Raw genomic sequence first — 24,256 nt, forward strand, 5'->3', positions numbered from 1 at the left:
ATCCGGGATGAATTCTAGCCCGCCATAGCCAATCCGAGCACAATGGGTATATTATATATCATATATCCTAACGAAGAAAGGACGCGCCATGCGCCACCACGAGGAGACCCCCACCGAGGGGGAAGTTGCGATGCTGCGGGAAAAGGCCCGCTACATCCGGCTGGAGACAATCAGGTTGATCGAAATTGCCAAGGTCGGGCATTACAGCTCGGTCTTTTCGTGCGCCGAGATCTTTGCGTCGCTGTACTACGACGTGATGCGGCTGCGTCCGGGCGAGCCGCATTGGCCCGATCGCGACCGCTTCCTGATGGGCAAGGGCCACGCCGCCGTCGGGCTGTTTCCGGTACTGGCCGATCACGGCTTCATCGACCGCGCGTTGCTGGACGGCTACACCCGCCTGGGCAGCCCGCTGGGCGACCACCCCGACATGAGCAAAGTGCCGGGCGTTGATTTCAGTTCCGGTTCGATCGGGCACGCGCTGTCCAACGGCGTCGGCATGGCGATGGGCGGGCGCATGAGCCAGCGCGACTTCAACGTCTTCGTGATGCTGGGCGATGGCGAAATGCAGGAAGGCCAGGTATGGGAAGCCGCGCTGTTCGCCGCCCACCACCGGCTATCTCGCCTGGTCGCCATCATCGACCGCAACGGCTACCAGTTGGACGGCAAGGTGGACGACGTGATGGGCGTGGAATCGCTGCGCGAAAAGTGGCTAGCGTTTGGCTGGGACGTGCACGAGGTGGACGGCCATAACCTGCACGACCTGACCGCGTTGCTGCGCCGACTGCGCGCGGACGACACGCGCGAGAAGCCCGCCTGCGTGATCGCCAAGACGATCAAGGGCAAAGGCGTGTCGTACATGGAAACCGAGCCGGGCTGGCATCTGGGCTACCTGGCGCCGCAAGACGCGCAAAGCGCGGTCGACGAAATTCTTTCCCGCGAGATCTGAATGGCACAGGCACAAGTCCTTTCCCCCGACTCCTGGCAGTACCGCGCGCTGAACGCGGTGAACCCCGGGCTGTCGTACCTATCCGATGCGCTGATCGAATTGGCCCAGGCCGGGCACCCGGTGGTTGCCGGGTCGGCCGACCTGCAATATTCCAACGGCTTGAATCGCTTCGCCACCGCGTACCCCGACCGCTACATCCAGTTCGGCATTTCAGAGCAGAACATGGTGTCGGCCGCCGCCGGCCTGGCCACCACCGGCATGATGCCGTTCGTGGCCACCTTCGCGTCCTTCCTGGGTTTGCTGTGCTGCGAACAAATCCGGATGGACGTTGCGTACACCAAGCTGCCTGTGCGTTTGATCGGACATCACACCGGCATCAGCCTGGGGTTTTACGGCACGTCGCACCACGCCACCGAAGACATCTCCACGATGCGCGCCCTGGCAGGCCTGACGGTGGTGTCTCCCGCCGACGGCCCGCAATTGGCCGCCGCCATCAAGGCATCGGTGAACTGGCCCGAGCCGATCTACTTTCGCATCGGACGCGGGCGCGATCCGCAGGTTTATGAAGACGGCACGCCGTTCGAATTCGGCCGCGCCATCGTGCATTCCACCGGCTCCGACCTGAACATCATTGCCTGCGGCATCACGCTGCACGCCGCGCTGGCAGCTGCCGAGCAATTGCGTGCAGACGGCCTGTCCGTTGGCGTGATCGACATGCCGACCATCAAACCGTTGGATCGCGCCGCCGTGCTGGCGGCCGCCGGCCAGGCTCGCCGCATGATGACGGTGGAAGAGCACAATGTGCTGGGTGGGCTGGGGTCCGCGGTCGCGGAAGTGCTGGCCGATGCCGGCACCGGCACGCGCCTGCGCCGCCACGGCATCTACGACGAATACAGCCTGATCGCGCCGCCCACGACGCTCTATGCGCATTACCAGCTGGACGCGGCCGGTATCGGCGCCGTCGCCCGCGAAGTCATTGCATCCTGAATCTACAGCTTTTGAATCTGGAGACCCCATGAAGGAAATCACCGGCAACACCCGCCTGTTCGGCATCCTGGCCGACCCCATCCATCACGTGAAGACGCCGCAGCGCATGAACGAACTGTTTGCGCAACTGGGCTACGACGGCGTATGCGTGCCATTTCACACGCGTCCTGACAACCTGCCGGCCGTGGTCGAAGGGCTGCGCCGGCTGGAGAATCTGGGCGGCGTCATTGTCACGATGCCGCACAAGACCGCCATCCTGGATCTGGTGGATGACGTGACGCCGGTGGCGCGCAAGATCGGCGCCGCCAACGTGGTGCGCCGCGATGCCGACGGCAAGCTCACCGCGCACATGCTGGATGGCGAAGGCTTTGTGCGCGGCCTGCAAACCGCGGGTGTTGACCTGCGCGGAAAAAGCGCCTACCTGGCGGGCGCGGGCGGCGCGGCCAATGCCATCGGTTTTGCCTTGGTGCAGGCCGGCGTGTCGCGTCTGACCATCGCCAACCGCACCCCGGCCAAGGCCGAAGACCTGAAGGCGCGCATCTTGTCGCTGCATCCCGACGCGAACATCGCCGTGGGTACGCCCGACCCTTCGGGCCACGACCTGGTGGTCAACGGCACGTCGCTGGGCATGAAGGAAGGCGACGCGCTGCCGCTCGACACCAGCCGCCTGACGCCCGAGCAGCTTGTGTGCGAAGTCATCATGCAGCCCAAGGACACCGCGCTGTTGCTGGCCGCGCAGGCCAAGGGCTGCAAGGTGCATTACGGCGCGCCGATGCTGGTCTGCCAGATTGCATTGATGGCCGAGATGCTGGGCGTGACGGCAGCCAAATAAGCCTGCCAGGGAAGCCTGCCAAATAAGACAGGCGGCGGACATCAGGACAAGGTGTAGAACGATGGGCGATTTCGATTTCATTATTGCGGGCGGCGGCACGGCGGGCTGCATCCTGGCCAACCGGCTCAGCGCCGACGGCAAGCATCGCGTCTTGATGCTGGAGGCGGGCCAGGAAGCCCGCAGCATGTGGATTTCAATTCCGGCGGGCTTTTCCAAACTACTGGTGAACCCCGACTACAACTGGCGCTTTGCCACCGAACCGGAAGACAACGTCTATGGCCGCACCATCGCCGTGCCGCGCGGCAAGGGCGTTGGCGGTTCCACCTTGATCAACGGCATGATCTACGTGCGCGGCCAGCCGCAGGATTACGACGGCTGGGAAGCAGCGGGCGCAACCGGGTGGAATTACGCCCAGGCCGAGCGGCTGTTTCGCAAGATTGAGCATTACGAGCGCGGTGGTGAGACACGCGGCAAGAACGGTCCCATGCACCTGGAAGAAGTGGCCGAACGTTTCCCCGTCTCCGACGCATTTCTGCGCGCCGCGCAAGAAGACGGCCAGCCCTTGAATCCCGACTACAACAGCGGAAAGCAGGAAGGCGTGGGCCACTACCAGGTGCTTCAGCACAGGGGCCGGCGCTGGAGCGTAGTGGACGGCTATCTGAAGCCCGCCGCCGCGCGCAAGAACCTGCGCGTGGAATGCGGCGCGCACGTGACGCGCCTGGTGTTCGAGGGCAAGCGCTGCGTGGGCGTCACGTACCGCAAGAACGGGCAGGAACACACCGTGCGTGCCGCCCGCGAAACCATTCTGTGCATGGGCGCGGTGCAGTCGCCGCAGTTGTTGGAACTGTCCGGCATCGGCAACCCCGCCTTGCTGCAATCGTTCAACATTGCGCTGGTGCACGCGCAGCCGCGGGTAGGTGAAAACTACATCGACCACTTCGCTACGCGCATGAATTGGCGGGTGAAGGGCACGGTGACGTTGAACGAGATGTCGCGCGGCTGGCGCCTGGCGCAGCAGGTGGCGCGCTACTACACGCGCCACACCGGCATCCTGACCCTGGGCACGGGGCTGGTGCACGGCTTTGTGAAAAGCGCGCCCGATCTGCCCACGGCCGACGTGCAGTTTTTCTTTGTGCATGCCAGCTATGCCAATGCCGCCGAGCGCATCCTGGACCGGCATCCGGGCATGACGATCGGTGTGGCGCAGCTGCGCCCGGAATCGGTGGGCACGATCCACATCAAGTCGGCGGACCCGACCGCGGGCCCGTCCATACGCCCCAATTTCCTGTCGGCGCAAATTGATCGCGACAGTTTGGTGGGTGGCATGAAGGTGGCGCGGCGCATCGTCGGGCAAGCCGCGATGCAGCCGTATATCCAAGCCGAGCTCAGCCCGGGCGATGCGGTTCAAAGCGATGAGCAATGGCTGGACTTTGCGCGCCGCAATGGGCAGACGATCTATCATCCCATCGGCACCTGCCGCATGGGGTCGGACGCCGCCGCCGTCACCGACGCGCGGCTGCGCGTCAACGGTGTGTCGGGCTTGCGCGTGGTTGACGCATCGGTGATGCCGAAGATGGTGTCGGGCAACACGCAGGCCGCCGTGATGATGGTGGCCGAGCGCGGTGCGGAATTGATTCTGGAAGACGCCGCCACGGCGTGACCGCGCACACCAGCACAACAGGACAAGGCGCGCCGGGCCGGGGAGGCCGTGCGCGCCTTGTGCTTGCTGTGCGATCCGTGCTTTAGCCGATCAACGGATCAGGAAGCCCGCGCCGACCGGATCGTTGCGGTCAATGACCCAACGCGCGGTGCCCAGGATGCTGGCCGTGCCTTTCACCGTGGGACGCACGGCGCGCGTGCCGTTCAGATCCACTTCGCCCAACAGGCAGCCTTCAAACGTGCCGCTGCCCAGCAGGCCTTCGGACTTGATCGGCTGGTTCATGCCCATCTTTCCGCGCGCTTCGAACATGGCCATCATGGCGCTGGTGCCGGTGCCGCCGGGCGACCGGTCCAGCTGGCCGGCGCTGAACACGTGCACGTTCTTGTAGAACGCGCCTTCGATCGTGGGCGGGTGCCAGAAGGTGATGAAGTTCAGGTTGTTGATGTGCGCTTCGGTTGGGTGCTGGATGCGGTGGCGCGCGTTCAACTGATCACGCACGATCAGGCCCATGCGCGACAGCTCGGTGCCGTTGTCCGGCGAGATGCGCAGGTCGCAGCCCGACAGGTCGACGATTCCAAAGTAATTGCCGCCCCACACGATGTCGGCCGACAGCTTGCCGTAGCCGGGCAGTTCCACCTGGATGTCCTGCGCGGCCACGTACGCGGGCACGTTTTCGAAACGCGTCCACAGCACGTTGTCGCCTTCGGACGCGACTTCTGACACGACCAGGCCCGCCGTGGTTTCGAAGCGGATCTTGGTGATGCCGTCCTTGCCGCGCGCTACCAGGCCGTTGGCCACCATCGCCATGCTGACGGCAATGGTGCCGTGGCCGCACATGTGCGAATACTCGGTGCCATCGATATAGATCAGGCCGGCGTCGAATTCCGGGCTGGATGGCGGCGTGAGGAACACGCCGAACATGTCCTTGTGGCCGCGCGGCTCGCGCATCAGCGCCTGGCGCAACCAATCGTAGTTCTGCTCCAGAAAGGCCCGCTTTTCCAGGATGGTGGATCCGGCGGGGTAGGGGATGCCGCTATGCACGATGCACAGGGGCTCGCCTTCGGTATGGGTATAGATGACATCGAACGCGTCTTGCTTGCGCATGACTGTGGCTCCAGACTAAGTAGGATGAAGGGGGAAAAGCGGATGGGGGAAACTATTTGCCGCGTTCGGACAGCATGTCCAACCCGACGGTCAAATCCAGGATGACGATAGCGATCACCGCAACCACAATCGTGGCGCCCGATACGGCTGCGATGGTCGGATCGATCGTGTACTGCACATAGTTGAAAAGCTTGACGGGTATGGTGTTCAGGTCCGCCGTGGTGTTGAAGATGGATAGCTCCACGTTGATCCACGACGAGATGAACGCGAAGATGGAACCGGTGACGATGCCGGGCCGGATCTGCGGCAGCACCACCAGGAAGAACGTGGTCCACGGGTTGGCGCCCAGGTCGGCCGACGCCTCTTCCAGCGCGCGTTGTTCGGGCGTAAGCAGCGTCAGCGTCGAGCGCAATACGAACGGCGCAATGATGACGATGTGCCCGATCAGCAGCGACAGGAAGCTGCGCGTCAGCCCGAAGTACGCGCCGTACTGCAACAGCGCCGCGCCAAGCACGATGTGCGGCAACACCAGCGGCGACATCAGCACCGATGTCATCGCGGCCTTGCCGGGGAAGTCATAGCGCGCCACGGCCAGCGCGGCCGGCACCGTCAGCAACACCGCCGCCACGGTGGCCGCCAGCGCCAGCACCGTGCTGGTCGTGAAAGCCGCTACGTAGCCCGCTTCGACCAGCAGCGTGCGATACCAGTCCAGCGTCCAGCCGTGCGGCGGAAACGCCAGGTAGGGCGTGGTGGTGAACGAAGACCCCAGGATGACGATCAGCGGCAGCGCCAGGTAGGCAAGCACGGCCAGCGCGATCAGGCGGATCAGGTGGCGGGCGATCATCGCGCGGCTCCCGGCAAGGTGGCGGCGCGGTTGGCCAGCGCCACCAGGATCAAGGTGAAAACCAGCAGCACCATGCTGAGCGCGCCGCCGTAATGAAAGTCGAAGACCGAGCTGTATTGCTGGAAGATCAACATGGACAGGACCGATATCCGTCCACCCGACAGCAGGGCCGGCGTCACATACGCGCTGACCGCCAGCGTGAAGACGATGATGGCGCCGGACACCACGCCGGGCAGCGTCAATGGCCACGTGATGTGCAGAAAGGTGGCGGCGGGGCTTGCGCCCAGGTCGGCCGAGGCGTGTTCGCAAGCGGGGTCGACACGCGCCAGCGCATTGCCAACCGCCAGCACCACGAAGGGCAGCAGCACGTAGACCATGCCGATCAGGATGCCGGTTTCGGTGCCGATGAAGCGCACCGGCCGGTCCGCCGCGCCCACGCCCACCAGCGCCTGGTTCACCAGGCCGTTGCGGCCCAGCAGCACCATCCAGCCGAAGGCGCGCACGATGTTGCTGGTGAACAGCGGCACCACCAGCAAGATCACGCAAAAGCGCCGCCATGCCTGCCAGCGCACGACGCGCACCAGGTACCAGGCCAGCGGATAGCCCAGGATCACGCAAACGATAGTGGTGAAAAATGCCAGCCGGAAGGTCGTCAGGATGACGTCCCAATGGTATTGATCGGCCAGCACGCGCAGGTACTGCTGCGCGGTCAAGGCCATGCCGCCCGTGCTGTCGGGGCCGGCGGCAGCACTGGTGATGCTGGCCACCGCAACCACGGCCAGCGGCGCCAGGAAGAACGCCGCGAAGAACAGCGCGGGCGCTGCCAGCAGTAAGGCGGGCGATAGCCAGGTGCGGCGCGTCATGGCTGTTCACCAATCAAGTGCAGCTGTTCGGGCGCGAACGACAGGCTGACGGTCACGCCCGGACGCAATCCCGACGGCGCGATGCCGCCGTGGCGCGCCACGATCGTCTGCCCGCCGACATTCACGTGGATCATGCTGTGGCTGCCCACATTGATCACGTCGGCCACCGGGCCCGTCAGCGTGCAAGCGTCCTGCCCGTCGCCCAGGCGCAGATCTTCGGGACGCAGCACCGCCACGCCACGGGCGGACGCGGCATGGGCTGCCAGCGGCACCAACACGCCTTGCGCATCCAGACGCAGCGCGTCGTCGCCCGCCGCCGTATACGCCATGAAGTTGGCGTCGCCGATGAACTCCGCCACGAAGCGCGTGGCGGGTTGCCGATAGATATCCGTGCCCGCGCCCACTTGCTCGATGCGCCCGGCATGCATGACGACGACGCGGTCCGCCATTGTCATGGCTTCTTCCTGGTCATGCGTGACGAAGATGAAGGCGATGCCCAGCTTGGCTTGCAGATGCTTGAGTTCCAGCTGCATGCGCTTGCGCAGCTTCAAGTCCAGCGCCGATAACGGTTCGTCCAGAAGCAGCAGCTTGGGCTGGTTCACAATGGCGCGGGCCAGCGCCACGCGCTGTTGTTGGCCGCCCGACATTTCTCGTGGGTAGCGCGCGCCAAAATCGGCCAGCCCCACCATGTCCAGCGCGGCGCGTGCGCGATCCGCCGCGTCCTTCTTGGACGCGCCTTGGCGCCGGGGCCCGTACGCCACGTTTTCCAACACGGTCATGTGCGGAAACAGCGCGTAGTTCTGGAACACCGTGTTCAACGGGCGATGGTGTGCGGGCAGCCGGCTGATGTCCTGGCCGTCGATCAGGATGCGGCCCGATTCCGGCGTCAGGAAACCGGCAATCGAACGCAGCAGGGTGGTCTTGCCGCAACCGCTGGGACCCAGCAGGGCCACGAATTCCCCCTGCTGGATGTCCAGGTTGATACGATCCAGCGCCTGGTAGGCGCCAAAGCGCATCGACACGCCTTCGATGGAAAGCAAAGCAGACATGGTCGACCCCGGCCTAGCGCTTGCGGGCCACTTGGCGGTTCCACGCGTCGGTGACTTCCGCGCGGCGGCTGTTGATCAGGTTCCAGTCGAACAGGCTCAGGTTCTTGACGGAACCTTCGGCGCCCCACGGCAGCTTGCGGGCCACATCCGGCGGCACCTGCACGCCCTTGACGGCCGGGCCCAGGTACAGGCGCGTGGCCAGGCAGGCGGCGGCGTCGGGCGTCAGCGCGGTGTCGATGAACTTCTTGGCGGCCGCCGCGTTGGGCGCGCCCTTGACCAGATGCAGGCGGGCGTCGGTGGCCCACGCGCCTTCCTTGGGCACGGCAAAGCCAATCGGCAACCCCTTGTCGATCAAGTCCCAGGCGCCCACGTTGAAGTGCGCGCCGATAATGGCCTCGCCACTTTGGTAGGCGTTGCTGGCGGCGCCCGAGCTGTCAAAGAATAGCGCGGTGTCCAGCGAAGCCAGCTTGGCATAGAGCGGCGCCAGGTTGGACGGGTCAATCGCCCAGACGCGCGCCAGGAAGAACACGAACGGCACACCGGAAGAATTTGCCGGTGACGGCACGGCCACGGCGCCGGCGTACTCCGGCTTCCACAAGTCTTTCCAGCTGGTCGGGGCCTCGCGCACTTCCTTGGTGTTGTAGGTGATGCCCAGCGAGTAATAGCCGGTGCTGACCGCGTAGGCCGCGTCGCCATTGCGATAGACGCCCTGGTCGATCACGTTTTTCAGGTTGGGAATGGTGGCGGGGTCCAGCGTGTCCAGCACCCCGGCCTGCGCGGCCAGCTCGCTGATGCCGCCGTCCATCCACGCCACGTCGATCGTCGGCGCGTTCTTTTGCTGTTGCAGCTTGGCCAAGGTGGTCGTCGACGTGCCTACTTCAGGCACCACCGTGACGCCCGTGGCCTTGGTGTAGGGCTCGGCGACGCAAGCGCGAAACGCGTCGCCCCAGTTGCCGCCGTACCAGGCGACGGTGATCTTCTGCTGCTGCGCGCCGGCGGGGCCGGCCAACAACAGGCCGGCGCCCATCAGGGCGGCGGCCAAGGCGCTGCGGGTAAGTGTTGCCATCGTGGATTCCCCTTGTCGATTTGTTGGCATGTTCCGGAAGTCTGAGCCAAGTGACGCGCATCCCGACATTGCCATGGATGCATCTTGGGCGATGCGCGGGAAAACGAGCTTGAAGGCGCGGGACATAAACTTGAATAATTGCGTCATGACCGCCACCGAAAACCCCGCCGCCGCCTCGCCCTCCTATGACGACGCCCACGACGCGCTGCCTCGGGAAAAACCCGCATTGAACGTCGGCATCGTGTTGATGGACCAGTTCACGCTGGCCGCTTTCGCGGGTTTGGTGGATGTTTTGCGCCTGGCAGGCGACCACGGCGGCCGCAGTCGGCAAATCCATACCTCTTGGCGAGTCATGAGCTGGGATGGCAAACCGCGGCGCGCCAGCGCCGGCCTGACGATCGACGTGGCCGATGGCTTGCCCGCCGACCCGACGGAATTCGACTACGTCGCCGTGTGCGGCGGCAACGACTACATCAATGGCCGCATGCCGGAACCGCTACGAGACTGGCTGCGGCTGGCGGCGGCAAGGCGCGTGCGTCTTCTGGGCATCTGCACGGGAACGTTTGCCCTTGCGCAGGCCGACGTAGTCGGGCCGCGCACGGTCTGCGTGCATTGGAATGTGCTGGATGCGTTTCGTGAACGCTTTCCGCAAACGCGCGCGGTGGTTGACCGGCTGTTCGTGGACGAAGGCGACCTGATTTCCTGCGCCGGTTCCACGGCCGCCATCGACCTGGCGCTGTATCTGGTGGCGCGGCATTGCGGGCGGGACAAGGCCCAGCAGGCAATGCGGCACATGATGCTGCAAGGCGTGCGCCCCGGCCGGGTGCCACAGGCGCATTTCCGCACCGACTTGTCCGGCATCCAGGACCTGCGGGTGCGCCAGGCCGCGCACTTTATCGAGCAGCGCATCGACAACCCCCCGCCGCTGGACGCCATTGCCCGCTACGTCGGGGTGGGGCGGCGGCAGCTGGAGCGCGCGTTCCGGCTGGCGACGGGCAAATCGCCCATGGCGTTCCAGCGCCAGCTGCGGCTGGAATACGGAAGCTGGTTGTTGCTGAATAATCCTTGCAGCATTACGCAGATTGCGTTGGACTGCGGATTTGCAGACGGCGCGCACTTTTCGCGTGATTTTCGCGCGCACTTTGGCGTATCCCCGCGCCAGTATCAACAGGCCCAAAGCCTGCAACCCCAGGGGCAGGAAGACAGCGTCGACGCCTTGCCTGCTTGAGCCTGCCCCTGTCGCAAGGAGACGGCATGACCTACGACCTTTGGTATTGGGAAACCATCCCCGGACGCGGTGAATTCGTACGCCTGGCGCTTGAAGCGGGCGCCATCCCGTATCGCGAGCGGGCGCGCGAGCCGGGCGCCTCGGATGACGCGTTGATTCAGGACATGCGCACGCCGCGTCCGCATCCTCCATTTGCGCCGCCCTATCTGGTGGCGGGCGAGATGACGCTGGGTCAAACCGCAAATATCCTGCTGTTCCTGGGCGAAAAGCACGGCTTGGCGCCCGCATCGCTGGAAGGGCGGTTATGGGTCAATCAATTGCAGCTGACTATCGCCGATATGGTGACCGAGGCGCACGACACCCACCATCCCATTTCGGCTAACGATTACTACGAAGACCAAAAAGAAGAGGCCACGCGGCGCGCCCGGACCTTTCGGGAAGAGCGCATTCCAAAGTTCCTGTCCTATTTTGAGCGCGTGCTGGCCGGGCCGTCGGCATGGTTGGCGGGCGAAGACCGCTGGACCTACGTGGACCTGTCCTTGTTTCACTTGGTGGACGGCTTGCTCTACGCGTTTCCGAAGCGCATGGGCACGGTGGCTTCACATTATCCGAACGTGATGGCGCTGCATGCGCGCGTTGCGGCGCTACCCGCGTTGCAGTCCTACTTTTCCAGCGGCAGGCGGTTGCCATTTGGCGAATGCATATTCCGACAATATCGCGAGCTGGATGCGGCCTGATTCGTCCGCGCGGCGGGCCAGCTGAAAATTCGAGCGACATTAACGGCTTGCCGGTCGTCAATATTAAGTGACAGGCCGGATAGGTTTTTAAAGGGGCCGGGTTGGCCTGAATTGCAGAGGCAGTATTAATAAAAGGGCCGGTTCCATGCGTGGGGTCGGCCCTTTTTAGTTAATAGTCAGAAACCGGTATGTGCCCGCGTGGTAACTCGGGTTGCACCGGGTTTATACCGACATCGATTCCTGCAGGATTATCGACTGGCGCGATTTTTTTCGCTGCACCATCCAAAAGGTGGAGAAACGTCCATTTATAGGATTAATATTTTCGACTGGATACATTCTGAACGGTTTATCTTGTGAGTCGGCTTCGTCGCCGTTGGGGTGACGGCCATACGCGGTAATGCATGCGGCGCGGCGTGCATTGCCCAGGCAGGGTTGGGACGCGCCAATCGGTTCTGATTGGAAATTACCTTTTGGTCATCGGCACTACGTCGTCCCACCTTGGCAGGAGAAACTCTATGCAATGGATCACATTTAGCCGGCTGTTCCGTGGAAATCGCGGCATGCACAAAGCCGACCTGTACGGTCAGATATCCGCCATTCACAAAGCGCAAGCGGTGATCGAATTCGACCTACAGGGCCACGTGCTCATGGCCAACCAGAACTTTCTGGACACGATGGGTTATACGCTGGATGAAGTCGTAGGCCATCACCACGGTATGTTCGTGGACCCGGAAGAGCGGGAATCGGCGGAATACGCTGCCTTCTGGCACAAGCTGGGCCAAGGCGCCTATGACGCCGGGCGCTATCGCCGGGTGCGCCACGATGGCGCGGACGTGTGGCTGCAAGCCTCGTACAACCCGATCTTCGATAAGCGCGGACGGCCGCTCAAGGTTGTGAAATACGCCACCGACATTACCGACCAGCAGCAACGCCAGGCGGATACCGAAGGGCAGTTGGCCGCGATTTCGAAAGTGCAGGCGATTATTGAATTTGAACTTGACGGCACGATCATCCGGGCCAATGACCTGTTTCTGAAAACCGTGGGCTATCAGGCTGCGGAAGTCGAAGGCCAGCATCACAGTATGTTCGTGCGCCCGGACGAAGCGCGCGGGGCCGCCTACAAAGAATTCTGGCGCAAGCTGCGCAGCGGCCAATATGACACCGGCCAGTATCTGCGCATCGGCAAGGGCGGCCGCCAGGTCTGGATCGAGGCCAGCTATAACCCCATCTTCGACGCCGAGGGCCGCCCGTTCAAGGTGGTGAAGTTTGCCACCGACATCACCAAGCGCTTTACGGCTGCGCAGACCTTGCGCGTGGCGGTCCAGGGGCTGACCGAAAACGCCGAGCGCGCCAGTCAGGCCAACGCGCTGGCGCTGGACGCCAGCCAGGTGGCCGAGCAGGGCGGCAAAACCGTGCAGGGCGTGGTGCGCACCATGGGCGCCATCACGGAAAGCTCGCGCCGCATATCGGAAATTATCGGCGTCATGGACGGCATTGCTTTTCAAACCAACATCCTGGCCCTGAACGCGGCGGTAGAGGCCGCGCGGGCAGGCGCGCACGGCAAGGGCTTTGCCGTGGTCGCGGCAGAGGTCCGCAGCCTGGCCCAGAGCAGCGCGGCGGCGGCCAAGGAAATCAAGGGCTTGATCACCACGTCGGTTGAACAGATCGAAAGCGGCGCGGGGCAGGTGCAGTCGGCCGGCGTCACCATGGAGGACATCGTGGCGTCGTCGCGCCGCGTGACGGAGATCATGGCGGAAGTGGTGAATGTGTCACTGGCGCAGTCGGCCAAGCTGGGCGGTGTGACGCAGGACATCACACAGATGACGGCCGATGCCGAGCAGACCTTGCGCGCCACCCAGGCCACCGCCGACGCACAGGCGGCGCGGGCAAACCGTCAGCCCGCCAGCGTGGTCAAACCGGTGACCGCCGCGTTGCGCGCCCGGCCCGCGGCCAATACGGCGTTGCCGCCGGCGCCCGTGTTGGAGTACGTGCGGTACTGAGGCCGGCGCCGATTGCGCTATAAAGACGGTATTGTTTGAATCCCAGGCCTGGGCCGGAGCATTCCCGCCCAGGTCGCTTTTTTGCGGCCACCGTCCATGACTGAATCCGAAGCCCTGGCTCTTGCCTCGCACCGCCACTACAAGGGCGGCCTTTACCGTTATGTGGGTACGGCCCGTCATTCCGAAACCGAAGAGTCGATGGTGGTGTACGAACACCTGTGGCCGCACGAGCGCGGCCTGTGGGTGCGGCCCGCTTCGCTGTTTTTCGGCCAACTGGCCGACGGATCGCCGCGTTTTGCGCCCTTGGCTACCGCGACCGAGACGCCGTGACGTTCTTTTATCGCCGCGCGCGCGCGGGCGTGTCGCCTGCGCTGACCACAACGACCGATGCATTGGGCGCATCGTCCGCCAAGCCCACCAGCAGAACGCCGGCAAGAACGCCCGCCAAGGCGCAGGCGTCGGCTGCCTTGGCCTCGGCGCTTCAAGCGCTGCGGGGGCCGTTCATCGTGGCCGACCTGGAAACTACCGGGCTTTCAACCGCCACCTGCGAGATCCTGGAATTTGCCGCCGTGCGCGTCGAAACCTGCGGCACGCTGGCGCGCGAATACACGCAGGTGGTTCGAACGGCGTCACCCGTGCCGTCCTTCATCACCCGCTTGACCGGCATCACGCAAGCTGAAGTCGACCGCCACGGCGTGCCGGTGATGCAGGCGTTTTCGTCTTTTCTTGAATTCGTGGAAGACCTTCCTGTGTTCTTTCACAACGCATCTTTCGATCGGCGCTTTCTGGGCGCCGCGGCGGATCGCACCGGACTGCCGTTTGCCAATGCCACGCATTGCACGCTGGCGTTGGCGCGTCGCGCCTGGCCCGAATTGCCGTCCCATAAACTTGAAATTCTGGCGCGACATGTGGGCGCATCCAATCCCACTCACCGGGCGCTGGCCGATGTGCGCACCACGGTAGCGGTGGCTCTGGCCGCCAATGCGCGGCTGGCCGCTGCGTAGGAACGAAGATGTCGGACCTGGAAGATATCAAGCAGGCGCTGCGGGCCTTCACGGCCGAGCGGGCCTGGCAACCTTTCCATTCGCCCAAGAATCTGGCGATGGCGCTATCGGGAGAGGCGGGCGAGTTGGTGTCGCTGTTTCAGTGGCTGACCGAGGCCCAGTCGCGCGAGATGACGCCGGCGCAATTGGCGGATGCCGCCGACGAGATCGCCGATGTGCAGATGTACCTGGTGGCGCTGGCGGATCAGTTGGGCATCGACATCGCCGACGCCGTGGCGCGCAAGATGGTGAAAAATGCCGAGAAATATCCGGCGGACCGTTTTGCGGGCAGCGCCCGCAAATACGACGATCCGCCAGGCCAGGCGTAGTGCCAGACCCCGGACATCAGGCCCCGGGCGGTCAGATCACTTGCTGTTCGTGATGCACCACGGGCGGCTCGACGAAGAAGCCGGCTACCAGCTTGCGCCATTCCTGGAAGTCGGGCGATTCGCGAAAATCGACCATGTGGTTTTCAACCGTTTCCCAGGCCACCACCAGCGTGTAGCGCTGCGGCTGTTCGATACTGCGGTGCAGTTCCATGCCGTGGCATCCGCGCGCGCGCAGAAACAGCGGCTTGGCCTGCGCGACGCCGGCTTCAAACAGCGCTTCCTGGCCCTCGCGAACGTGGATGCTGGCAATTTCCTGGATCATGACGAGTCTCCAAATAAATGGGGCTGGGCAAATGGGGCCGGGTAAGCGCCGGCCGGCCGGAGTAGTATGGCTGAAAATTTCTTGCTTAGCCTGTTCATGAATTCCCGAGCCGCCGTCCTGACTCGTCTCATTGCCCCGCGCCTGTTCTGGTATGCGGGCATCGGCGCCATCGCGCTGATGGCCTTGTCACTGCATACCCAGTTCAGCGTAGCCGTGCTGCTGTCGGCCATCGCTGTCTACATTCCCCTGTCGATGCTGTTCTTGCCGCTGATGGCGTGGCTTTGCGTCCGGCGCGGCACGTCCGCCAACGGCGACGGCTTGCCGCCGGCCTGGCCTGCCTGGCTGGCCGGGTTGTCGGGTATCGCACTGCTGGTGAGCTATCACGTTGTGCCCGACCTGGACCTTGCCGAATGCGGCTTCCTGTTGCTGCTGGTGGCCGGCGACCTGTGGCTGGCGCGCCGCGAGTCGGCACAATTGCTGCGCTTTGTCAGCTTGTCGCAAGACTGACAGTAAGCCTAAAGGCCATCAGCGCGTTCATCCCCGGCGTGCGCGCTAGGCCCCTTGTCCGAGACGACCGCGCGCCAGACCATCCTTAGAGTTGAAGGCCGGCCCGCCAGCGCGGCAAGCGCCTGCGCCTTTCATCGGCCATACGCACGGCGTAATGCCGGTTGGCACGCCATTCGTGCGGCCCGCCACCTGCCTTTGACTGCCCCCACAAGGAACCGGTCGCCCGTTTAGCCGATATCGACGAGCCTAGGTCGGAGCAATCATTCCGTACCAATACGAAAGTCCCACGCCCAACATTTCAGTCAGGCGCCCGGCATGACGTAGCGGTCCGCGCCGGTAGGCCACCGGCACCTGAGCATCCGTATGAAACGGATCAGGAGGAGCTCAAATGAAAAAGCTCGCAGTCGTCGCAGCCCTGTCATTGTTTGCCGCATCGGCGTATGCCAGCGGTCCAAACATGCCTTCCGTGTCGATCACCGGCCATGCCGGCACGATCAATGGCACGGCCTCATCCATCTCGACCGGCAGTTCCGTCGTGGCCACCCAGGTCAACGGCTACGGCTCGTCCAGCCAGACCTCGTTCGGCGAAACGGGCGGCGTGGCGCAAGTTGGCGGAACGTTCAATCGGGACGGCACCACGGTGGTGACCAGCACGCGGCAATATGCCACCAGCGAATCCTACGGCCATGTGTCGGGCAACGCGCCGATCATGGTTGGCGATAGCATCGCCAACGGCGGCGCCTCGTTCGGCAACACGGAAACCAAGGCAACCGCCTCCGGCACCTTCGCGTCCGCCAATATCGGCGCATTCGGGGCGATTGGTGGCGTGGGGTCGATGGGTCACGTTGGCGGGTTCAATCGCTGACCGATTTTCCGGACGGCTACGGCCGTCCGGTCGAGGGGACATCATGAAGAAAATCGTGTTTGCCATCACGCTGTCGCTTGCAGCCGGCTCGGCCGTTGCACAGACCAGCAATTCAAGTTCCACGACGTCCGCTTCGTCGGGGGCAACCAACGCCGGCAACAACCAGGGCATTACGCTGAATTCGAACAACAGCGGATCCAGCACCGTGAAGACGGTGCCCCCGGTTGGTGGCCAGAGTTTTTATGGTTCGTTTTCGTCCGATAGCTGCATGGTGTCCGCCGGTGGCGGCGGGTCCGTGGTGGGCTTCGGCATGAACGTGGCCATTCCGATCGAAGACCAGAAGTGCAGCCTGCGGCGCAATTTTGAACGCACGATGCAGGCTGCCGCGTCGACCAAGGACGCTGATCGTTCGCGCCGGCTGGAAACGGCGGCTATCGACATCCTGTGCCAGACCGACGACCGCACGAAGGCGGCATTGGTGGCGCAAGGCTTGTGCACCAATCCTGCCCTGACGACGGCCGATCACCGGTTTGATACGACGGCGGTCGCACAGGCGGCGCCGACCACGGCCACGGCCGGAGCGCCGGCTGCGGGTTACCCGGCCGCGGGTGCGCCCGCCGCGGGTTCGCCCGCCGCGGGTTCGCCCGCCGCGGGTTCGCCCGCCGCACCCGTGCAATCCCAGGCGCAATTGCGCCCGCTTGCAACCACCGCCGCCTTGCAAGCAGTGCCGGTGCAAGCCGCGCAGACCACCGCGCTGGCCTCGCCGCCGCTGCGCAATCCGCGCTTGGAACGCCAGCGCTTCGCCGACCTGTATTCGCCAGGATGAATCGGGATGACCGGCTTGAAGCGGGGCGTAGCGCGATGAACCGGCTGGCGCCTACGCCGAGGGCGGAGGCGCGACGGCCGCGGTGGGTTCGGGCGGGTTCGGCGGGCCAGGGGGGGCGGATGCCAACAGCATGGTGGGCGGCGACGAAACCTCCAGGCCCGCGTCGTGCAGACGCTTGAGGACGGTGAACAACAGGGCGCTGCGCACGCCGTAGGCCGCGCGCGGCGACGATACATAGCCCTTGGCGTTAAAGATCAGATGGCCGTTTTCCAGGCCGTCCAAAAACACATTGGGAGCCGGGGTGTCCAGCACGTCTTCGTGGTCGGCAAAGGCTTGCAGCATCAGTTCGCGCACCGCTTCCGCGTCCGTCGACAGCGGCAGCGGCAGCTTGATCTGCACCAAGCCAAGCGGATTGGAGCGCGTCACGTTGCGCACCGTCTTGGTCACGAATTCCGAGTTTGGAACGATCACGGTGGACCGGTCGCCCATCTGGATTTCGGTGGCACGCACGTTGATGCGCAGGATGTCGCCCTCGACGCCGCCCAGCGATACCCAGTCGCCCACCTTGACCGGTCGTTCGGCCAGCAGGATCAGGCCGGACACAAAGTTCTGCACCACGGCTTGCAGGCCAAAACCGATACCCACCGACAGTGCGCTGGCAATCCACGCCACCCGTTCCAGGCCGATGCCGGCGGCGGACAGCGACAGGGCGAAAGAAATCACAAAGCCCGCGTAGCCGAACAAGGTGGCTGCCGACAGCTGCATGCCCGGGTCCAATTCGGTGGTGGGCAGATATCGGTTCGACAGCCAACGCTTAAGCACCTTGACGCTAAGCAGTGACAAGGCCAGCACCAAAAGGGCCTGTAATACGGCGCCCGGCCGGATCTGCGCTTCCCCAATCGCCAGGCCCTTGCGCAGCTGGTCAAAGCGCTGGAGCAGGTCCATCGGCCCTTCGCCAAACGGCGCCAGCAGCAGAATGATGGCAAGCAGACCCACCACCACGCGGCCCACGCCGGACAGCAATACGGCCGCCTGGTCGCGCAGGCTGGGACCTTCGCGCTCGCCTTCCCGATGCGATGTGCCCAGCAGTGTGCTGAAGCCGTCTTCGATCAGCGTTGACAACAGGTAGGCGGACGCCATCACGATCAGCACCCACAGCACTTGTTTGGCCAGGAACGCGCCGAAGGCCACGTAGCCCGCCAGCAAGCTGGCCATGCCCAGGATCAGCACAGCCCACACCGCGCCCAGCAATAGCGACACCCAGAATGGCGCGGGCGCTTCGCTTTCCTGAACGATCTTGCGCCGCAAGCGCCGGCCGATGGCCAGCACGGTGCTCATAGTTGCCATGATCAGCACGGCCACGATACCGGTCAGCGTGATCGTCGTGGTCAGGCTGGCGTTAAGCAGAACGGGCAGGCGTTCAGCCAGCCAGATCATGACAACCAGGGTGCCCAGCAGGTTGGGCAGCCAATGCAGGCGCGCGGCCACCAGGTCGTTGATGGGCGGCAGGCGCCACGACGGCCGGTTGCGCGACAGCAGCGCATTGCCCAGCCCCGACACGTAGCCGCCGAAACAGACCGTGGCCACCAGCGTCGCCAACAGCGAGGCCGTGTTGTCGGACAGCTGCGAATTCCAGTCCAGGCCGGTATGGATCAGCAGGGCGATAACGCCAGGCGTTGCCACCGACAGCATCACCTGCGCCACGGCCAGGAACGAGCGACGCAGGCGGCCCGGCGGCACGCGCGTCGCGGTCAGCTTGAGGATCAGGCGGCCGATCCAGATTCGCAGTGCGATCACCAGCGCCGCCATGGAAATCAGCAGCAGCCAGCCCCATTTCGGCGTCTGCCCCACGGCGGTGGACAGGTCGTCGCCCAAAGCTTCCAGGCGTTCCAGGTCGCGCGGGAATTCCGAACGGAATTCCGTCCAGAACTGGCCCGACAGAAAAGAATCGCGTCGCTCGCCCATGCGCGCCTGGAACTGGGTGCGCCGCTGCGCGGAAATCTGTTCAGCGGTTTGGCCGGCGTCCACGGACAGCAGCCGTGCCAGCTTCAATTGTGCGTCCAGGGCGCGGCTGTTCTTTTCCAATTGCGCGCGCTGCGCCGCCACGTCTGGCGCTTCTTTCGCGCCGTCGGGCGGTGCGCCCAATTCGCTCAACCTAGCGGTTACGCTGGCCAGCTGCGGGGTCAGCGCTTCGGTGGCCGCGTCGGCCTTGGACTGAATGTCCAGTGCGTCGCCGCGTTGCTTGACCAGGGCGGCGTCGTCGGTCTCGTCGGTAAAGCGCTTGCGGATCTCGTCGATCTGCTTGCGAGCCGCGGCCAGCACCGCTTCGGTTTCAGTGGGGTTGGGGGGCGGCGCCGCAATGGCGGGCATCAAGGACAGCGACAGCAGTATCGCGGCGAAGAAAGCGGCGAACCGGGGCATGCGCCATTGGCGCAGGCTGGGGAAAAAAGGGCAGGGGATGGGGGTCATATTCCGGGGGCGAATCACTCGCGTCGAGGCGGCAGCATAACAAGCCGCGGGCCCCACCGTTGCAACAAAAATAGTGCTGTGTCCCCGGTTCAGAAATCCTCTTGTGGGACGGTAAGCCGGGCTTACCCGGGCCGGATAAACAGGGGCAGATGCCGTCTGGAAGGGCGGGGCGGCGCCGCTTGATCCGGTGCCTTCGCAAATCCTGTTTACCAGGCCAACGTTTGGATTCAATCGGCGCGCGGCGCCAGACCCCTTGCGACAGTCTTTTTGGGCTTGCCCAGGACGGCGTCGCAGACTTCAAGCCAGGCGCGCGCGGCGAATGACAGGTAGCCGGAACGCAACCAGATATGGCCCACTTCCCATTGCATGCCGGACTTGGCCAGCTTGGCAGTGCTGAGCCCCCGCGTTTTGATGCGCTGCATCAGCGGTTCAGGCAGCAGCGCCACGCCCAGTCCGGCTGACGCCATCGCCACCAAAAAGTCCCAGTGCGCGCTTTGGGCCGCGATGCTGGGCTGAAAACCCGCGTCGGCAAACGCCTGGCGCAACCGGCGGGTGATGGCGAAGTCGTCGGTGGGGATCAGCAGCCGCCCGTCCCGCAGGGCGCTAAGGGGCAACGACGTCTTTCCCGCCCAGGGCGCATCTGGCGGCCCGATTACCCAGATCGGGTAGCTGCCGAAAGGCTGGGCGGCCAGCCCACTGTCTGGCGCGATTGGCAGAATGGTGGCGCCTACCTCGAGTTCCCCGCTGGCGACCAGCCCCTCGACGGCTTGGCCGGTGCCCTCCCGCAAGGTCAGATGGATGCCGGGATGCAGTTCTCGAAAGCGCTTGACCACCGGCGTGAACAACAGATTGATCATGGGCGGAATACCCACTTCCAGCGCGCCCCGCCGCACGTCGGCGGTCTGGCGCAGCTCTTCGGTGAGTTGGCGCATGGTCTCCAGCACCTGCAAGCCGCGCAAATACATCACGCGCCCGGTATCGGTGGGCCGGGCGGTGTGCCCATCGCGAATCAGCAGCGGCGTGCCGGCTTCTTCCTCCAGCTGGCGGATCATTTTGCTGACCGTGGATTGCGTCACGAACAACGCCTTGGCCGCTTGCGTGAAGCTGGCGTGCCTGACCGTTTCAACGAAATACCGCAATGCGCGCACGTCCATGGCGGCAGGCTCCCGGTGCGCTTGCGTGCGCAATGACTCTTCAAACGATGAAAAAAACGACTGATTTGAATGATTTTAAGTCATTACGAGATTTAAGCGCGCCTTCCTATACTGCGAAAAATTCGTCCCGGGCAGCGGTGATTTCGTGTGCCTGTGCCGGGATATCGGGAAACGCCGCGTCAGACGGCGCCCGGACGCGCCATGCCGTCATGATTGCGTCCGGCCGCAAGCCGTTGGCCTTTAAATGTGGAGACACCATGCATTCCGACCGTATTCGCCATCCCGCGTTGCTCGCCAGGATCACGTCCGCCGACCAGGCGGCATTGCTGATCAAGGACGGCATGACCGTCGGAATGAGCGGTTTTACGCGCGCGGGCGACTGTAAATCCGTGCCGGCCGCGCTGGCCAGCCGTGCCGAACGCGAGCCGCTGTCGATTACCTTGGTCACCGGTGCGTCGCTGGGTCATGACACCGACAAGATGCTGGCCCAGGCGAACGTGTTGTCGCGTCGCATGCCGTTCCAGGTCGACACCACGTTGCGGCGCAAGATCAACCAGGGCGATATTGCCTTCATCGATCAACATCTGTCCGAAACGGTGGAGCAGTTGCGTGCCGGCCATATCGGCCCGATCAACGTGGCGATTATCGAAGCGGCTGCCATTACCGAAACGGGCGCAATCGTGCCGACGATGTCGGTGGGCAATTCGGCGTCGTTTGCGCAGCAGGCCGACCACATCATCATCGAATTGAACCTGGGGATCCCCGCTGCCATTGAAGGGCTGCACGACATCTACGTGCCCGCCGATCGCCCCGCGCGCCAGCCCATCGGCCTGGTGAGGCCCGACCAACGTATCGGCCAGCCGTTTATCCAGGTGGACCCGGACAAGATCGCCGCGATCGTGATTACGCACGAGCCGGACAGCCCATCCAACGCCTTGCCGCCCGACGAAGAAACCAATGCCATCGCCGGCCATATCAATACGTTTCTGCGCGGGGAAGTGGACGCCGGCCGGCTGACCAACGCGTTATTGCCGTTGCAGGCCGGCATCGGCACCATCGCCAATGCCGTGCTGCACGGGTTTGAATCCTCGGACTTCGAGGCGCTGACGATGTACTCGGAAGTGCTGCAGGACAGCGCCATTCAATTGCTGGATCAGGGCAAGCTGGCGTTTGCGTCGGCCTCGTCCATTACTGTGTCCAAGCCGGTGTACGACAAGATCCTGGCAAACCTGGAGCATTATCGCGAACGCATCGTGCTGCGCCCGCAAGAAATCAGCAATGCGCCCGAAGTCGTTCGTCGGCTGGGCATTATCGCCATCAATACGGCATTGGAATTCGACATCTACGGCAATGTGAATTCGACCCACGTCGGCGGTACGCACATGATGAACGGCATCGGAGGCTCGGGCGACTTCGCGCGCAATGCGCATTTGGCCATCTTCGTGTCCAAGTCGATGGCCAAGGGCGGTGATATCTCAAGCGTTGTGCCCATGGTGTCGCATGTGGACCATACCGAGCACGATGTAGACGTGCTGGTGACGGAATGCGGCCTGGCCGACCTGCGCGGCTTGGCGCCACGTGAACGCGCCCACGCCATTATTCAGAATTGCGTGCACCCGTCCTACCGTGCGGCGCTGCAGGATTATTTTGATCGCGCGTGCCAGCGCGGCGGCCAAACCCCGCATCTGCTGGAAGAGGCATTCTCGTGGCATCAGCGTTTCAACGAAACGGACTCGATGCGGGCTGACAAGCCGGCGACTCGTAAAGCCGCTTAAGCCGGCGTCACCGGTGGGCTGGCCCCGCGTCCGTGCCCATGCCCATGCCCGTGTCCGTGTCGGCCGAAGGCGTAACCAGCGCGCAGCGGGACAACTCCAGCTCTTCGTGCAGCCACTGTTTCAACGCGACAAGCGGCGCCCACTCGCGCAGGCTTGGCGGATAAACCAAGTGGTAGGTCTGCGCCTGCTCATAGTGCACACGCATGGGCGACACGCGCACGAGCCGTCCCGCGCAAAGCGCATCTGCCGCGAGTAGCTCGCGGCCAAGGGTGATGCCCAGCCCTTGTTCGGCGGCCTGCAACATCATGCCGGCGTCGTTGAACGTGGCGACGGGCGTAACCAGAGTGCGCAGACCCGCCGCGTTGAACCAGTGTTGCCACATTTCGCGCTCACCCAGCAGCGGCTGGCGGGCCAGTGTTGCAGCCGTGTCGTCTTCCAGCGAGGCGGCGGTTTCTGGCGACGCCAAGGCGATCAAGGGCAACGGCATGTCGAACAACGGTTCGGACTCCACGCCCGCCCATGGTCCGCGGCCAAATCGCAGGGCCGCATGAAACCCGTCCCGGACCAGATCGACCACCTGCTGGGACGTCTCGATCTCAAGCGACACGCCCGGATGGCGCACACGCCAACGCGCCATGCGCGGCAATAGCCAACGCTGCGCGAATGACGGCAGTACCGACACGCGCAGCCGTTGTTCACTACCGGTAGCCGATGCGGCGGCGGCCATGACGCCTTCGTCCAGCAGCGCCAGCGCGCTTTGCACGCTGCACAGCAACGCCGCGCCGGCGCTATTCAAGACAATGCCGCGTCCGCTGCGTTCGAACAGCGCGAAACCCAGCTGTTCTTCCAACCCCTTGATCTGCTGGCTGACCGCGCTATGCGTCAAATGCAGGCGCTCGGCAGCGGCCCGCAGGTTCTGCAATTCGGCGACGGCCCTGAAAGCGGGCAGGGTGTTCAGCGGGAGGCGCATTGCGAAATATCCGGGCTCAGAGATCTGGTTAGCGTAACTGACCAATATGCGGAAAACAATTGGGTTTTCACCCAGGCTTTGGGCGGCCACGCTTACCGAATCGTCATACGCAATAAGGAGACGGTCATGTCTGCCCAACTTACACCCGCTTCACCGTCACTCCAGGCTGCCGCGTGCGGCGGGCAACCAAGCTTGCCTGCCGGCGCCGGGTTGCTGGCCCTGCTGTGGGCGGCGTTCCAACTATGGCGCATGCAATCGCGCGTGCGCAAGCTCGCCGCCGACATGGACCCGCGCATCATGGAAGACGTCGGTGTGCCGGACTGGCTGGTTCATGAGACGACCGTACACCGAGATCTGGCGCGTCTGCGCAATGTGGACTATCTGCGCTGGTAGACGTTTTTCGGCTATAAGCCCGCCCGTGCTTCATCTCTATATATAGAGGGCTGGGGGGGCGCGCCATGGCCTCTATATAGAGAGAGGGACGGTCGGCGCTCGACCGAGTGCAAGGGCTAACTCGATATTTGAGGCGCCGTCATGACAAGCCCAAAACATATGCTATAGTCTCGCTCCTTCGCAGTTCAGACACTTTGAACCGCGAAGCCAAGCAGTACGACGGGCTTCGGCCTGCCGCCAAGTAGCCAGTGATGGCCGCCAAGCGGGATTGCAAGGATCGGTGCAAA

At 64.0% G+C, this 24,256-nt stretch carries 24 protein-coding genes; 15 read left to right on the forward strand and 9 right to left on the reverse strand.

Features of this window, described 5'->3' with window-relative positions; genetic code table 11:
* The first annotated feature begins 88 nt into the window (after positions 1 to 88).
* The 4 genes from V6F88_RS26455 to V6F88_RS26470 all read left to right on the forward strand — a co-directional run bounded on the left by V6F88_RS26455 (position 89) and on the right by V6F88_RS26470 (position 4,425).
* On the forward strand, positions 89 to 946 hold the full coding sequence (locus V6F88_RS26455; RefSeq protein ID WP_332613301.1) for a transketolase: 858 nt from the start codon (positions 89 to 91) through the stop codon (positions 944 to 946).
* On the forward strand, positions 947 to 1,933 hold the full coding sequence (locus tag V6F88_RS26460) for a transketolase family protein (RefSeq protein ID WP_332613302.1): 987 nt from the start codon (positions 947 to 949) through the stop codon (positions 1,931 to 1,933).
* 28 nt (positions 1,934 to 1,961) lie between these two features.
* A complete protein-coding gene (locus V6F88_RS26465; RefSeq protein ID WP_332613303.1) occupies positions 1,962 to 2,765 on the forward strand; it encodes a shikimate dehydrogenase family protein in 804 nt (267 codons plus the stop codon).
* Positions 2,766 to 2,826: 61 nt separating this feature from the next.
* The gene (locus V6F88_RS26470; protein WP_332613304.1) at positions 2,827 to 4,425 is read left to right on the forward strand and encodes a GMC family oxidoreductase; all 1,599 of its coding nucleotides are present in this window, start codon (positions 2,827 to 2,829) and stop codon (positions 4,423 to 4,425) included.
* Between the two features lie 90 nt (positions 4,426 to 4,515).
* Here V6F88_RS26470 and V6F88_RS26475 read toward each other — a convergent pair whose 3' ends face one another.
* The 5 genes from V6F88_RS26475 to V6F88_RS26495 are packed head-to-tail and all read right to left on the reverse strand — an operon-like array spanning position 4,516 to position 9,351.
* Positions 4,516 to 5,529, reverse strand: coding sequence for a proline racemase family protein (locus V6F88_RS26475; protein WP_332613305.1), 1,014 nt, complete (start codon positions 5,527 to 5,529; stop codon positions 4,516 to 4,518).
* 52 nt (positions 5,530 to 5,581) lie between these two features.
* Complete coding sequence (locus tag V6F88_RS26480) at positions 5,582 to 6,373, reverse strand: ABC transporter permease (RefSeq protein WP_332613306.1); 792 nt, start codon at positions 6,371 to 6,373, stop codon at positions 5,582 to 5,584.
* A complete protein-coding gene (locus V6F88_RS26485; protein ID WP_332613307.1) occupies positions 6,370 to 7,236 on the reverse strand; it encodes an ABC transporter permease in 867 nt (288 codons plus the stop codon). The genes V6F88_RS26480 and V6F88_RS26485 overlap by 4 nt, the downstream gene beginning before the upstream one ends.
* Positions 7,233 to 8,285: an ABC transporter ATP-binding protein gene (locus tag V6F88_RS26490; RefSeq protein WP_332613308.1), complete on the reverse strand. Its 1,053-nt coding sequence runs from the start codon at positions 8,283 to 8,285 to the stop codon at positions 7,233 to 7,235. Before V6F88_RS26490 ends, V6F88_RS26485 begins: the two co-directional genes overlap by 4 nt.
* Positions 8,286 to 8,298: 13 nt before the next feature.
* Positions 8,299 to 9,351 carry an ABC transporter substrate-binding protein gene (locus tag V6F88_RS26495; protein ID WP_332613309.1) on the reverse strand — a complete coding sequence of 351 codons (1,053 nt, stop codon included), beginning with the start codon at positions 9,349 to 9,351 and terminating at the stop codon, positions 8,299 to 8,301.
* 145 nt (positions 9,352 to 9,496) lie between these two features.
* Between V6F88_RS26495 and V6F88_RS26500 the strand changes: the two genes are divergently transcribed.
* The 6 genes from V6F88_RS26500 to V6F88_RS26525 all read left to right on the forward strand — a co-directional run bounded on the left by V6F88_RS26500 (position 9,497) and on the right by V6F88_RS26525 (position 14,688).
* On the forward strand, positions 9,497 to 10,579 hold the full coding sequence (locus tag V6F88_RS26500) for a GlxA family transcriptional regulator (protein WP_332613310.1): 1,083 nt from the start codon (positions 9,497 to 9,499) through the stop codon (positions 10,577 to 10,579).
* Between the two features lie 26 nt (positions 10,580 to 10,605).
* The gene (locus V6F88_RS26505) at positions 10,606 to 11,316 is read left to right on the forward strand and encodes a glutathione S-transferase (protein WP_332613311.1); all 711 of its coding nucleotides are present in this window, start codon (positions 10,606 to 10,608) and stop codon (positions 11,314 to 11,316) included.
* Positions 11,317 to 11,831: 515 nt separating this feature from the next.
* Entirely contained in the window at positions 11,832 to 13,316 is a 1,485-nt protein-coding gene (locus V6F88_RS26510; RefSeq protein WP_332613312.1) for a methyl-accepting chemotaxis protein, read from the forward strand.
* Between the two features lie 96 nt (positions 13,317 to 13,412).
* The gene (locus V6F88_RS26515; RefSeq protein WP_332613313.1) at positions 13,413 to 13,646 is read left to right on the forward strand and encodes a DUF1653 domain-containing protein; all 234 of its coding nucleotides are present in this window, start codon (positions 13,413 to 13,415) and stop codon (positions 13,644 to 13,646) included.
* Between the two features lie 137 nt (positions 13,647 to 13,783).
* Positions 13,784 to 14,320, forward strand: coding sequence for a 3'-5' exonuclease (locus V6F88_RS26520; RefSeq protein WP_442880404.1), 537 nt, complete (start codon positions 13,784 to 13,786; stop codon positions 14,318 to 14,320).
* Between the two features lie 8 nt (positions 14,321 to 14,328).
* Positions 14,329 to 14,688, forward strand: coding sequence for a nucleotide pyrophosphohydrolase (locus tag V6F88_RS26525; protein WP_332613314.1), 360 nt, complete (start codon positions 14,329 to 14,331; stop codon positions 14,686 to 14,688).
* Between the two features lie 31 nt (positions 14,689 to 14,719).
* On the opposite strand, the gene V6F88_RS26530 is transcribed toward V6F88_RS26525, so the two are convergent.
* Positions 14,720 to 15,010 (reverse strand): antibiotic biosynthesis monooxygenase family protein, encoded by a 291-nt coding sequence (locus V6F88_RS26530; RefSeq protein WP_046806177.1) that lies wholly within the window; start codon positions 15,008 to 15,010, stop codon positions 14,720 to 14,722.
* A 66-nt stretch (positions 15,011 to 15,076) separates the two neighbouring features.
* Between V6F88_RS26530 and V6F88_RS26535 the strand changes: the two genes are divergently transcribed.
* From V6F88_RS26535 to V6F88_RS26545, 3 genes are all read left to right on the forward strand, one after another.
* On the forward strand, positions 15,077 to 15,517 hold the full coding sequence (locus V6F88_RS26535) for a hypothetical protein (protein WP_332613315.1): 441 nt from the start codon (positions 15,077 to 15,079) through the stop codon (positions 15,515 to 15,517).
* Between the two features lie 388 nt (positions 15,518 to 15,905).
* A complete protein-coding gene (locus V6F88_RS26540; RefSeq protein ID WP_332613316.1) occupies positions 15,906 to 16,382 on the forward strand; it encodes a hypothetical protein in 477 nt (158 codons plus the stop codon).
* Positions 16,383 to 16,425: 43 nt separating this feature from the next.
* The gene (locus V6F88_RS26545) at positions 16,426 to 17,208 is read left to right on the forward strand and encodes a hypothetical protein (protein ID WP_332613317.1); all 783 of its coding nucleotides are present in this window, start codon (positions 16,426 to 16,428) and stop codon (positions 17,206 to 17,208) included.
* A 51-nt stretch (positions 17,209 to 17,259) separates the two neighbouring features.
* Here V6F88_RS26545 and V6F88_RS26550 read toward each other — a convergent pair whose 3' ends face one another.
* Positions 17,260 to 19,629, reverse strand: coding sequence for a DUF3772 domain-containing protein (locus tag V6F88_RS26550; RefSeq protein WP_332613318.1), 2,370 nt, complete (start codon positions 19,627 to 19,629; stop codon positions 17,260 to 17,262).
* Between the two features lie 275 nt (positions 19,630 to 19,904).
* On the reverse strand, positions 19,905 to 20,831 hold the full coding sequence (locus V6F88_RS26555) for a LysR family transcriptional regulator (RefSeq protein ID WP_332613319.1): 927 nt from the start codon (positions 20,829 to 20,831) through the stop codon (positions 19,905 to 19,907).
* A 257-nt stretch (positions 20,832 to 21,088) separates the two neighbouring features.
* On the opposite strand from V6F88_RS26555, the gene V6F88_RS26560 reads away from it, so the two are divergent.
* Positions 21,089 to 22,606 carry an acetyl-CoA hydrolase/transferase family protein gene (locus tag V6F88_RS26560; protein WP_332613320.1) on the forward strand — a complete coding sequence of 506 codons (1,518 nt, stop codon included), beginning with the start codon at positions 21,089 to 21,091 and terminating at the stop codon, positions 22,604 to 22,606.
* A gap of 7 nt (positions 22,607 to 22,613) precedes the next feature.
* Here V6F88_RS26560 and V6F88_RS26565 read toward each other — a convergent pair whose 3' ends face one another.
* The gene (locus V6F88_RS26565; RefSeq protein ID WP_332613321.1) at positions 22,614 to 23,576 is read right to left on the reverse strand and encodes a LysR substrate-binding domain-containing protein; all 963 of its coding nucleotides are present in this window, start codon (positions 23,574 to 23,576) and stop codon (positions 22,614 to 22,616) included.
* Between the two features lie 126 nt (positions 23,577 to 23,702).
* On the opposite strand from V6F88_RS26565, the gene V6F88_RS26570 reads away from it, so the two are divergent.
* A complete protein-coding gene (locus V6F88_RS26570; protein ID WP_332613322.1) occupies positions 23,703 to 23,969 on the forward strand; it encodes an isoleucyl-tRNA synthetase in 267 nt (88 codons plus the stop codon).
* Positions 23,970 to 24,256: the final 287 nt, after the last annotated feature.

It is taken from the genome of Achromobacter sp. ESBL13, assembly GCF_036668755.1.
Lineage (GTDB): Bacteria > Pseudomonadota > Gammaproteobacteria > Burkholderiales > Burkholderiaceae_B > Achromobacter.